Origin of the sequence: Actinomadura sp. NPDC047616 (assembly GCF_040642915.1) — a bacterium.
Lineage (GTDB): Bacteria > Actinomycetota > Actinomycetes > Streptosporangiales > Streptosporangiaceae > Spirillospora > Spirillospora miaoliensis.
This window is the reverse complement of record NZ_JBEYTB010000006.1, coordinates 333,621-345,533: the sequence shown is the minus strand read 5'-3', so window position 1 is coordinate 345,533 and position 11,913 is coordinate 333,621. Positions and strand designations below refer to the sequence as shown.

At 74.1% G+C, this 11,913-nt stretch carries 9 protein-coding genes; 4 read left to right on the top strand and 5 right to left on the bottom strand.

Annotation, left to right across the window (positions count from 1 at the left end; translation table 11 throughout):
* Positions 1-51 precede the first annotated feature (51 nt).
* Positions 52-954, top strand: coding sequence for a dimethylargininase (ddaH, locus tag ABZ801_RS17395; RefSeq protein ID WP_360698712.1), 903 nt, complete (start codon positions 52-54; stop codon positions 952-954).
* 3 nt (positions 955-957) lie between these two features.
* On the opposite strand, the gene ABZ801_RS17390 is transcribed toward ddaH, so the two are convergent.
* Positions 958-2,382: an MFS transporter gene (locus ABZ801_RS17390; RefSeq protein ID WP_360698710.1), complete on the bottom strand. Its 1,425-nt coding sequence runs from the start codon at positions 2,380-2,382 to the stop codon at positions 958-960.
* 229 nt (positions 2,383-2,611) lie between these two features.
* Between ABZ801_RS17390 and ABZ801_RS17385 the strand changes: the two genes are divergently transcribed.
* Entirely contained in the window at positions 2,612-3,787 is a 1,176-nt protein-coding gene (locus ABZ801_RS17385; protein ID WP_360698708.1) for a cellulose binding domain-containing protein, read from the top strand.
* Positions 3,788-4,593: 806 nt separating this feature from the next.
* Here the strand turns inward: ABZ801_RS17385 and ABZ801_RS17380 are convergent.
* Positions 4,594-6,300 carry a wax ester/triacylglycerol synthase family O-acyltransferase gene (locus ABZ801_RS17380; RefSeq protein ID WP_360698706.1) on the bottom strand — a complete coding sequence of 569 codons (1,707 nt, stop codon included), beginning with the start codon at positions 6,298-6,300 and terminating at the stop codon, positions 4,594-4,596.
* Positions 6,301-6,544: 244 nt separating this feature from the next.
* On the opposite strand from ABZ801_RS17380, the gene ABZ801_RS17375 reads away from it, so the two are divergent.
* Positions 6,545-7,222, top strand: coding sequence for a uracil-DNA glycosylase (locus tag ABZ801_RS17375; protein ID WP_344950394.1), 678 nt, complete (start codon positions 6,545-6,547; stop codon positions 7,220-7,222).
* A gap of 35 nt (positions 7,223-7,257) precedes the next feature.
* Here the strand turns inward: ABZ801_RS17375 and ABZ801_RS17370 are convergent, their stop codons facing one another.
* Complete coding sequence (locus ABZ801_RS17370) at positions 7,258-8,115, bottom strand: hypothetical protein (protein ID WP_344950397.1); 858 nt, start codon at positions 8,113-8,115, stop codon at positions 7,258-7,260.
* A gap of 126 nt (positions 8,116-8,241) precedes the next feature.
* On the opposite strand from ABZ801_RS17370, the gene ABZ801_RS17365 reads away from it, so the two are divergent.
* Positions 8,242-9,420 (top strand): DUF5925 domain-containing protein, encoded by a 1,179-nt coding sequence (locus ABZ801_RS17365; RefSeq protein ID WP_360698704.1) that lies wholly within the window; start codon positions 8,242-8,244, stop codon positions 9,418-9,420.
* Between the two features lie 61 nt (positions 9,421-9,481).
* Here the strand turns inward: ABZ801_RS17365 and ABZ801_RS17360 are convergent, their stop codons facing one another.
* Both ABZ801_RS17360 and ABZ801_RS17355 read right to left on the bottom strand, forming a co-directional pair.
* Positions 9,482-10,699, bottom strand: coding sequence for an aminotransferase class I/II-fold pyridoxal phosphate-dependent enzyme (locus ABZ801_RS17360; RefSeq protein ID WP_360698702.1), 1,218 nt, complete (start codon positions 10,697-10,699; stop codon positions 9,482-9,484).
* Positions 10,700-11,029: 330 nt separating this feature from the next.
* Positions 11,030-11,908 carry a DUF2470 domain-containing protein gene (locus ABZ801_RS17355; RefSeq protein ID WP_360698700.1) on the bottom strand — a complete coding sequence of 293 codons (879 nt, stop codon included), beginning with the start codon at positions 11,906-11,908 and terminating at the stop codon, positions 11,030-11,032.
* Positions 11,909-11,913 lie beyond the last annotated feature (5 nt).

Genomic DNA, 11,913 nt, shown 5'->3' with positions numbered 1-11,913 from the left:
TAGGCTTTCGATCATCTGATCCCCCTCTGGGAAGCCTTTCGGGAGACCCGCATGACCCTGTCCCCGGCGATGGAACCGGCGTCCTCGCCACTGCCGGAAAGCGTGGAGCGCGGCGAGCAACCGGAGCGCGGCGCACGCGTCGCGCGGCCGCGGCACTTCCTGATGTGCCGCCCGGAGCACTTCGCCGTCACCTACTCCATCAACCCCTGGATGGACCCGGCGGCGGGCGCCGACGCGGCCCGCGCCGTGGCGCAGTGGGAGGCGCTGCGCGCCGCCTACCTGGGCCTGGGGCACCGGGTCAGCCTGATCGACCCGGTCGAGGGCCTGCCCGACATGGTGTTCGCCGCCAACGGGGCGCTGGTGGTGAACGGCCGGGCGTACGGGGCGCGGTTCGCCCATCCCCAGCGGGCGGCCGAGGGCCCCGCGTACGCCGCGTGGCTGCGCGCCAACGGCTTCCCGGAGGTGCGCGAGCCCGTCCACACCAACGAGGGCGAGGGCGACTTCCTGACGCTGGACCGCCTCATCCTGGCCGGGACGGGGTTCCGCACCGAGGTGGCGGCCCACCAGGAGGCGCAGGAGTTCCTCGGCGTGCCCGTGGTGACGCTGCGGCTCGTCGACCCCCGCTTCTACCATCTGGACACGGCGTTGTTCCCGCTCGGCGACGACAACGTGGCCTACTACCCGGGCGCGTTCTCCCCCGGCAGCCGCGCCGTGCTGGAGCGGCTGTTCCCGGACGCGATCGTCGCCGACGAGCGGGACGCGGCCGTGCTGGGCCTCAACGCGGTCTGCGACGGCCGCAACGTGGTGATCAACGCCGAGGCCACGGGGCTGATCGCGACGCTGCGGCGGCACGGGTACGAGCCCGTCCCGGTCGACCTGTCGGAGCTGCGCAAGGCCGGCGGCGGCCCCAAGTGCTGCACGCTGGAACTGCGGGCGGGGCAGGCGGCGCCGTAGCGCTCAGCGGCGCCCCGGAGAACGGCGCTCCGGGGAACGGCGGCCCGGGGAGCGGCGGACGGCGGCGCGCACGGTGCGGCGCACGGTGTGGCGCAGGTACGGCACCGTGACGCCCTCCTCGGCCAGGCGGCGGCGGGCCAGGGTGCGGCTGCGCAGCAGGCAGGTCACGCCGATGATCCAGATCGGCAGCTGCACCATCCACGCGACGCGGAACGCCTCGGGCGTGAACTCGCGGCCCGGCGACAGCGCGTCCAGCACGAACCCGATCAGCAGGATCGTCACCAGCGCGGCGCAGAACCCGCCCATGTTGACGATGCCGGTGGCGGCGCCCTGCCGGGTCGGCGGGTTGAACGTGCGGGCGAAGTCGAACCCGATCATCGAGCCGGGGCCGCCGAGCGCCACGCACAGCACCAGGACCACCAGCAGCCAGGCGGGCGCGGGCGGCGGCCAGGCCAGCACCGCCGCCCACGCGCCGGCGTTGAGGGCGACGACGCCCAGCACCAGCCAGGAGCGGTGCAGCGGGTGCCGGGCCACCAGCCGCCCGACGTACGGCCCGGACACCATGGTGGCCAGCACGAACACCGTCAGCAGCGTGCTGGCCGACGACGGCGCCATGCCCTGCCCGGACACCAGGTACGGGTAGCCCCACATCAGCGCGAAGACGGTGCCCGAGAACTGGGTGACGAAGTGCGTCCACAGGCCCAGGCGGGTGCCGGGGTGCCGCCAGGCGGCGACGAGGTTGCCGCCGACCTCGGCCAGGCCGGGCGCCTTGGCGCGTTCCTTTCCGGGCGGGGCGTCGCGCAGCACGGCCAGCGCCAGCACGCCGACCAGCACGCCCAGCCCGGCGGCGGAGCCGAACGCGGCGCTCCAGCCGGGGCCGTGCAGCAACGCCACCAGCGGGACGGCGCTGAGCACCTGCCCGGTCTGCCCGAGCAGGCCGGTGAGCTGGGTGACGACCGGGATGCGCCGCGCGGGGAACCACACCGTCACCAGGCTGAGCACGCTGATGAACGTCATGGCGTCGCCCGCGCCCACCAGCACGCGCGCCACGACGGCGGTGCCGATGTCGGTGGTGAACGCCAGCAGCGCCTGCCCGGCGGCCATCGCCAGCGCGCCGCCCGCGACCATGCGGCGCGGGCCGAGGCGGTCGAGCATCAGCCCGACGGGAATCTGCAGCCCCGCGTACACGACCAGTTGCAGGACGGTGAACGAGGCCAGCATCCCGGCGGAGGTGTCGAAGCGGTGGACGGCGTCCAGCCCGGCCACGCCGAAGGAGGTGCGGTGCAAAACGGCCACCACGTACGCGGCCACGCCGACCGCCCAGAGCGTCCACGCGAGGGCGGGTACGCGGGTGTCCCTGGAGGTGAGCGGGGAGGTCGGCGGCAGGGTCGGGGACGAGGCACGCGTAAGGGTTTTTTCGTTTTGCACGTTTACTCACGATAAGGCAGCCTTTCGCCTGCTCGGTGAACGGCGTGTTCCGGCCGTCTTTCACCGGTCTTTCACCGGCGTGCGCGGCGGAGCCACGGGTCAGCGGGCCGGACGGGGCGCGGGACGTGCGCGTCCGCTTGACACCCGGAGACCCGTTCGCCGAATTTGGGAGCGCTCCCATCCCTGGAGGGCCGGTCCCCGTCCGGCCCGGAGAGTGAGCGATCCCACGATGTCCTCACCCCTGAGAACCTCGCCGCCCCCACCCGGCACGGCGTCCCTCGGCGGGACGCCGCTCAGGAGAGCGGCCGCCGCCGTCGCCGTCGCGCTCGGCCTGCTGGTGCTGACCGCCGGCCTGGCGGTGCGCGTCGCGCTCCCCGCGCACGCGGCGACACAACTGTGCGGCGCCACCGACACCCTTTCCGTCGGCGGCGGGCAGTACGTCGCCCAGAACAACATCTGGGGCGCGTCCACCCCGCAGTGCATCACCGTGGACGGCACGTCGTTCCGCGTCGACTCCTCCGGCCACCAGAACAGCACCAGCGGCGCGCCCGCCGCGTACCCGTCCCTGTTCAAGGGGTGCCACTGGGGCCAGTGCACGTCCAACAGCGGGCTGCCGGTGCAGGTCGGCTCCATGCCCGCGGTGACCAGCAGCTGGAGCACGACGCAGACCGGCAGCGGCGCGTACAACGTCTCCTACGACCTCTGGTACAACACCACGCCGACCACCACCGGCGCGCCCGACGGCGCCGAGGTGATGATCTGGCTCAACCACAACGGCGGCGTGCAGCCGGCCGGGTCGCGCGTCGCGACCGGCGTGCAGATCGCCGGCGCCACCTGGGACGTGTGGACGGCCCAGATGGACTGGAAGTACATCGCCTACGTCCGCACGTCCGGCACCTCGTCCGTCTCCGACCTGGACCTGCGCGCCTTCACCCGCGACGCCGTCGGCCGCGGCCAGATCCAGAACTCCTGGTACCTGATCGACGTGGAGGCGGGCTTCGAGATCTGGCAGGGCGGCGCGGGCCTGGCCACGAACTCGTTCTCCGTCAGCGTCGGCGGCACGACCCCGCCCACCGACCCGCCCACGGACCCGCCGACGGGCGACCGGGCGTGCACGGCGAACCTGCGCGTCGACAACTCCTGGGGCAGCGGGTTCACCGCGACGGTGACGGTCGCCAACTCCGGCGCCCAGCCGCTGAACGGCTGGACCGTCGAATGGTCGTTCCCCGGCGGCCAGCGCGTGCAGAACGCCTGGAACGCCACCGTCACGCAGAGCGGGCAGTCGGTGCGCGCCGTCAACGCGGCGTACAACGGCGCGGTCGCCGCCAACGGCGCGACGAGCTTCGGCTTCCAGGGCACCGGGAGCAACCCGGGCACCGCGTCGCTGCGCTGCACGCCCAACTGAGCGGCACGTGCGGCTGAGCCGTACGCCCCGCCGGACGATCTAGGCTGAGGCGCGTGTGGGAACAGGTCCGCGCGCGCCTCAACCGCAGCCGTCACGAACTCGGCCGTCTGGCCGACGACTGGTACCCCGACGACATACCGCGCGTCGCGGGCACCTCGTTGCTGTGCCGCCCGGAATGGGTGCCCGCCACGCCGATCCCCCTGGAAGACCTACGGCTGGTGTGGGACGCGCACCCGGCCCCGCCCGCCGTGGCGGAACCTTCCGACGGGCTGCCGCCGGGCTTCCGCACCTACGCGGAGGCGATGGCCGCCCTGGCTTCTCCCAAGGTGTTCGAGAACCGCCCCAGCTACCGGCTCCTGCACGCCGCCCTGGAGGGCGACCCCGTACTGCGGCTGGGGCCGGCGCAGTACTTCGACGGCGTGAACGTCGGCGAGGCCGTCGCCCATGAACTGGCCGCCTCGTCCCGGGGCCTGCCCCTGCGAACACGCATCGGCGACCCCTGCGACCTGACGCGCCGCCCGGCCCTGGTCGCCATCACCACGCTGACGCTGACGCGGTCCGGCTCGTACGTGCTGCACTGGCGCGACCCCGAGAAGGTCGCCCACGCCGGGGGGCTGCACCAGGTCATGCCGGTCGGCGTGTTCCAGCCCCTCACCGACGAGCGCGCCGACCTGGACCTATGGCGCTGCATGGCGCGCGAGTTCAGCGAGGAACTGCTCGGCACGCCCGAGGACTACGGCCCCGGCTTCGACCAGGAGTCATGGCCGTTCCACCGGACCCTCACCCGCGCCCGCGCGGAGGGCCGCCTACGCGTGCACTGCCTCGGACTGGGCGTGGACCCGCTCACCCTGGCCGTCGACGTCCTCACCGTGGCCGTCTTCGACGACGCGTTGTTCGCCGAGGTCTTCGGCGGCCTGGTCACCGTCAACGCCGAGGGCGACGTGCGGCCGGCCGCCTTCGACGGCACCGTCCCGTCCCCCATGCAGCCCGCCGGCGCCGCCGCCCTTCGCCTGGCGTGGCACCACCGCGCCTCCCTCCTCTGGTAGGCCGTCGCGGCCGGCGTCGGCCAGGTCCTTGAGCTCGTTGAGGGCGTCGCGCAGGTGGTCGACGATCTCGGCGGGGTCGGGGACGAGGTCGCGGGCGGCGACGATGCCCACGTCGACCTGGCCGTCGTAGGAGAAAACGGTGATGTTGAGGCCGCCGCTGATGTCGGTGACCACGGAGATCGGGTAGTAGCCGAGCACCCGGGCGCCGCACAGGTACAGGGGGAACTGCGGGCCGGGCACGTTGGAGATGATCAGGTTGATGGGCCGCAGCGCCGGGGCCGGGACGGCGCGCAGGGTGGGCAGCGCCTGCAGGGCCATGCGGGTGACGGGTCCGGCCAGGGGCGCGGGCAGCAGCCTGCTCACCTGCCGCACCCAGGCGCCGTCGGAGGCCACGAAGCGGCGCTTGGCGGCGTCCATGTCGGCGCGGACGGCGGCGTAGCGGTCGGCCGGGTCGGCGATGTGGGTGGCCAGCGGAGCGGACATGATCGACAACTGGTTGCCCGCCTCGCCGGCGCCGTCGCCGCGGCGCAGCGACACCGGCACGCCCACCACCAGGGGACGGTCGGGCAGCTCGCCGCGCTTGTCGAGCCACATGCGCAGCGCGCTCGCGCACATCGCCATGACGACGTCGTTGACGCTGCCGCCCAGCGCCTGCCGCACCTGCTTGATCTCCGCCAGCGACAGCTCCCCGCAGGCGACCGAGCGGCGGCGGCCGATCGGGCGGTTGAACGGGGTGGGCGGGGCGTTGACGCGGGGGGCGCGCGGCATCTCCTCACGGCCGAGCGCCTGCGCGACCTGCGACATCAGCCCCGCGCCGGGGAGCTGGGAGAGCACGGGGATCTCGTCCAGGTAAGGCGCGGTCCTGGCCATGGTCACGGCACTGCGAACCGGGTGCAGCGCCGCCTTGAGCAGCCCGGTGCGGAGCATGCGCAGCGGGCCGGGAGCGCGCCGGGGCTCGGCGTCGTCGGCGGGCACCTCGCGCGGCACGGGGGACAGGTCCAGGAAGGCGGCGAGGGTCTCGGCGGCCATGACGCCGTCGATGGCGGCGTGGTGCACCTTGAGGTAGACGGCCACGCGCCCGCCCGCCAGTCCCTGGATCAGCACCAGCTCCCACAGCGGGTGGGCCCGGTCGAGCGGGCGTTCGTGCAGCATCGCGACGGCTTCGCTGAGCTGGGCGGGACCGCCGGGGGCGGGCAGGGCGATCTCCAGGATGTGCCGGCGGGGGTCGAAGTCCGGGTCGTCCTCCCAGTAGGGCAGGTCGAGCCCGAGCGGGACCTGGGCGAGCCGCTGCCGCAGCGGCCGGGCCAGGTGGGCGCGCCGCCGGACCACGTCCGCCACGTCCTCCACGGTGAGCCTGCCGCCCGGGCAGGCGGCCGGGTCCAGGATCCCGACCCCGGCGATGTGCGCGTGCGTCGTGTCCGTCTCGGCGTTGAGGAACGCGGCGTCCACGGCGGTCAGCTGGCTCATGCTCGTCGTCCCGTCCCTGTCGAAGTCCGCTGCTCTTCCGAGAGGTATGCCGGTACGGGACGGTACGTCAATGCGCCACCTCAGAAAGTAACGCGGACTTAACAGGGCATTCGTCGCAGTTCACCGGCCTGAAGCATGGAAAACGAGCAATTTTTCTGACCGCATGAGGTCAAGAGATCTTACTGGAATATCAAACGCTCGTTCGGCGAACGGGCCCGAGATCACGCCGTTACGCTGGTCGGTCATGACGGCACGACCACTCACCGAGATCATGGAGGCGGGCTGGGCCCGGGCGCTGGAGCCGGTTGCCGGACGGATCGCCGCCATGGGCGACTTCCTGCGCGCCGAGGTGGCGGCCGGCCGCCGCTACCTGCCCGCCGGAAACCTCATCCTGCGCGCCTTCACCCAGCCGTTCGACGAGGTCAAAGTGCTGATCGTCGGCCAGGACCCGTACCCGACCCCGGGTCACCCGGTGGGCCTGAGCTTCTCGGTGGCGCCGGACGTGCGGCCGTTGCCCGGCAGCCTGATCAACATCTTCCGCGAATACTGCGACGACCTCGGACACCCCCAGCCGTCCACCGGCGACCTGACGCCCTGGGCCGAGCAGGGGGTGCTGCTGCTCAACAGGTCCCTGACGGTGATGCCCGGCAGGCCCAACTCGCACCGCGGCAAGGGCTGGGAGGAGGTCACCGAGCAGGCCATCCGCGCCCTGGCCGCACGCGGCCGTCCCCTGGTGGCGATCCTGTGGGGACGCAACGCCCGCGACCTCAAGCCGCTGCTCGGCGCCGTCCCGTGCATCGAGTCGGCCCACCCCAGCCCGATGTCGGCCGACCGCGGCTTCTTCGGCTCCCGCCCGTTCAGCCGCGCCAACCAGCTCCTCGAACGCCAGGGCGCCCAGCCGCTCGACTGGAAGCTGCCGTAGCCCGCAGGCCCCGTGACCCGCGCAAGCCCCCGTGACTACGCGTCGGGGAGGCGGCGGAGCAGGGCGGCGAACTCGGTGGAGCCCTCCAGGTCGGCGGGCGGCCGCAGCGGGGTGAGGCGGCGCTCGCCATGGCTCCAGTACACGCCGGGCGCGCACGGGTCGTCGGCGTCGTCGTGCATCTCGCGGACCACGTCGGCGAAGACCGGCAGCACCCGGCGCACCGCCGTCGACGTGATCGGGTAGAGCAGCAGCGTGCTGTGGCTCGGCACGCCCACCAGCGCGCCGTACGGATTGTGCCGGGGCAGGAACTGGTCGATCTCGCCCAGCAGCGCCGACACGTACCGGCTGCCGGGCTTGGTGACGACGCGCACGTTCTCGCCGAGCAGCAGCGGCTGCTCGCGGGCCGCCACGTCCGCCAGCTCCCGGTCGTGGGTGTTGGTCACCACGTAGCCGAGGCGGCGCAGCCCGAGCAGCCCGGCCCGCGCCTTGGTCAGCGGGCCGCCGTACCGGGGGTGCTCGATCATCACCATGGCGTCGAAGTGGTCCCCGGCCGGGACCACCACCAGGCCCTCCCGGTCGCGCGGATCCAGCTTGGGCACGATCCGCAGCCGCAGCAGTTCGCGCAGGTCGCCGAACAGCTCCATCTCGCCGATCGCCAGGAAGGCGCGGTCGCGGGCCTCGCGCAGCCACTCGTCCACCAGCCGCGGCCAGGCCGGGCGCGGCGCCCGCGCGCACCGTTCCAGCAGCGTCCAGGTGGAGGCGCGGGCCTCGGACCGGCCGACCGGCACCACGACCTCCGAGGTTCCGCCGTCGAACCAGGCGGTGGGCGCCAGCACCGGGAGCAGGTCCCGGATGAGCGCGTGCGCGTCCGCCGCCGCGTCCAACGGTTCCATGCTCATCCCCCTTCACAGGATCACGTCCCTCCCACCATGGCAGAGATGGGGCGTACACGGCGATCCCTCGGTGAATCATCGGTAATTCGTTGGACGGCTGCGGCCGTCACGCCTGATGATCGAAACATGTCCGCGTCCAAGGAAGGGCCCCGGGAGGTCGTGCGTCTCCCCCAGGCCCGGCAGCAGCCCACCCCCGCCCGGGAGCCCGTGTTCCAGGGCGAGCTGGGACTGCCTGTGGTGTTCAACCTGGACGAGAACAACGGCCACGCCGACGTGATGCAGGTCATGGCGCTGCGTCCGTTCGCCACCGGGGAGCACCCGTGGGGGCGTTCCGCCCACCTGGACCACGTGCGCGCCGACGCGCCGCTGCGCCCGCCGACCGCCCGGGTGGTGCGGGTGTCGCGGGAGAAGTCACGGGTGGCGGAGCTGGCCGAGGGCGACGGCTGGAGCCTGCTGACGATCCGCTGGAACACCGGCTCGGCGTACGTGGAGGTGTCGGCGGTCAGCGAGGAGCTGGCCGACTCGGTCATGGACGAGTGCGTCCGCGACGCCGTCGAGCCGCCGAAGGTCGACGAGTCCGCGGTGCAGATGGGCTTCTGGCATCTGGGCCACGGCCCGCAGCGCACCGAGCGGACGATCACCGCGGACGCCTGGGCGGACATCCGCGGCAACTACACCGCGCGCGTCGCCCGCGAGCTGGACCGGGTGATGGGCCTCGGCCGCGACGAGGCGCACGGGCGGCTCCTGCTGCTGCACGGCCCGCCGGGCACCGGCAAGACCACCGCGCTGCGGGCGCTGGCCCGCGCGTGGAGCTCGTGGTGCCAGGCCGACTGCGTGCTCGACCCCGAGGCGCTGTTCGGCACGCCCAGCTACCTGATGCGCGTCACCATCGGCGACGATGACGACGACGAGGGCCGCTGGCGGCTGCTCATCCTGGAGGACTGCGACGAGCTGATCCGCGGCGAGGCCAAGCAGTCCACGGGCCAGGGCCTGTCGCGGCTGCTCAACCTGACCGACGGGATGCTCGGGCAGGGCCGCAACGTGCTGGTGGCGATCACCACCAACGAGGACATCGCGCGCCTGCACCCCGCGGTGGTGCGGCCGGGACGCTGCCTGGCCCAGATCGAGGTGGGGCCGCTCACCCGGCCGGAGGCGCTGACGTGGCTGGGCGACGACGCGGCCGCCGGCGCCGCCGTCCCCGCCGAGGGGGCGACGCTGGCGGAACTGGCGGCACTGCGCCGGGGCGACGGACGCCCCGGCGACGGGGACGCCCCCTCCGGAACGGCGACCGGCTTCTACCTGTAGAGCCCGCGCGGGCCCGGCCGCGGCGCGGCGATGGGCTTGGGCCGGGTGGGGGTGCCCGGGGTCAGCCCGCGGCCTTGGCGAGGGCCTGCTCGATGTCGGCCCACAGGTCGTCGGGGTCCTCCAGGCCGACGGCGACGCGGACGGTGCCCTCCCCGATCCCGGCGGCGGCGAGCGCGGCGGCGTCGAGCTGCCGGTGCGAGGTGCTGGCCGGGTGCATCACCAGTGTCGCGGCGTCGCCCAGCGACGGTGCCAGCGACGCCACGCGCACCGACTCGACGAAGACGCGCCCGGCGTCGCGTCCGCCCGCCAGGTCGAACGACAGCACGCCGCCGTAGCCGCCGGACAGCAGCCGGCCCGCCAGCTCGTGCTGCGGATGGCCGGGCAGCCCCGGGTGATGGACGCCCTCGACGGACGGGTGGGCGGCCAGGCGCCGGGCCAGCTCCAGCGCGGTGGCGCTCTGCCGCTCGACGCGCATCGGCATCGTGACCAGGCCGCGCAGCACCAGCCAGGCGGCGAACGGGTCGGCGGTGGCGCCCAGCTCGACGGCGTGGTCCCACACGCGGCGGTGCACGGCGGGGTCGGCGAACACCGCGACCCCGCCGACGATGTCGCCGTGCCCGCCCATGTACTTGGTGGCCGAGTGCACCACGATGTCGGCGCCGTGGTCGAGCGGACGGCACAGCAGCGGCGCGAAGGTGTTGTCCACGACGGTGGTGACCCCGGCCTCGCGGGCGACGGCGGCCAGCGCGGGGATGTCGGCCACCTGCGTCATGGGGTTGGCGATGGTCTCCAGGTACAGCAGGCGGGTGGTGGGGCGCAGCGCGGCGCGCACCTCGCCGGCGTCGTCGCCGGAGACCTCGCTGACCTCGACGCCCCAGCGTTCGCGCAGGTCGTGCAGCAGCGCCCAGGTCCCGCCGTACAGGCCGGACTGGGCGATCACGTGGTCGCCGGTGCGCAGCAGCGCCATCAGCACGGCGCTGATCGCGCCCATCCCGGAGGCGGTCGCGTACGCGCCGGTGCCGCCCTCCAGCTCGGCCACGGCGTTCTCCAAGGCGCGCACGGTGGGGTTGCCCATGCGTCCGTACAGGTACGCGGCGCGCGGGCCGTCGAACGCCGCCGCCAAGGCGTCGGCGTCGTCGAAGGCGAACAGGTGCCCCTGGTAGAGGGGGACGTTCAACGGCCGGCTCCCGACAGGTGTTTCGACGGTCGGGTGGACGGCCCGCGTCTGCGGACGCTGCGCGTTCGTTGGCTGTGCGTTCGTCGGGTGTACGTCGCTCATGTCACCAGGGTGCGGGCGGGACGCGCGGCGTCGACAGATCCAATCGCGAAGAGTGGCCCGGGCCGCGTCCCCGTGAACATCGCGGCGCCGGGCCACCGTCACCGGCCGGGACGCCCCGGACGCCCGGAGAGGCCCGTCCCCGATCCCGCTCCGGATCGCCAACCCCGCGAAGACTCACCGGAGCCGGCCGAGCCGGACGCCGCGGGCCGCCCACGGCCGGAGTACCGAGCATCACCCGGCGGCGGCCGTTTCCACATCCGGGACAACACCGGCAACCGACCCGGATTCCTCTACGAGGTGGCCGGATCTCGTCCACGTAGGTGGTGGGACTCAGCGGGACGCGGCGGCGAACAGCCGCCGGTACGCGCACCGCAGACCGGGGAGATCACTGACCGGTTCGGGGAACACCATCCGCACGTCCGCTGTCCACGGCGCCGCGCCGTCCCCCTCCCCGGGGTGGGCGCAGCGCAGCCACATGCCGTGCCGGTCCAGGGCCAGTGGCCGCACGGTCGCGGCGCGCCCGACGGCCGCGAGCCCCTCGTTGCGGGGCGCCTCGTGCCGGGGCGCCGCCCGGGTGGCGACCAGTCCGCGCAGCAGCGTCGCCAGCTCGTCGCGGTGGAAGGCGTCGAGGTGGGACAGCACGCCCGCCTCGACGGCCACGAACGGGTCGGGCGCGGCGTCGGCGTAGACCTCCGGTTCGACGGCGGCGCCGCCCCAGGCGTCCGCGATCTCGACCTCGGCGACCTCCAGCGCCAGCAGCGTCCACGGCTCGGCCCCGTCCAAGCCCCGGTCGCCGGACCGGATGCCGAGGACCTCGGGGCGCGGGTGCAGGCGTGCCAGCACCGCCGCCGCGTGCGGGCGCTCGGCGGCGGGGACCTCGGTGACCCAGCCGTGCAGCCAGGCGCGTCCGCGCACCCGGTCGGGGAACGGCACCGGCGCCACGTCGCCGATCTGCAGGATGGCGGGCAGGTCGGGCTCGCCGCGCAGGGCGGCGACGACGGGCGATCCGGTCTCGACGAGCAGCAGCGGGCGGCCGTCGTGGTCGGTGGCGTGCGCGGGCACGGGGGCGTACGGCACGTCCGGCACCGTCAGGACGCCGTCGGCGATCCCGTAGGCCAGGGTGCGGGCCCGCTCCCCCGCCGTCGGACGGGGCGTCCGGCCCCGCCGCCTGGGGTGCGCGTCCGCCCGGTCGTGTGGCTGCTCGCTCACGGCCC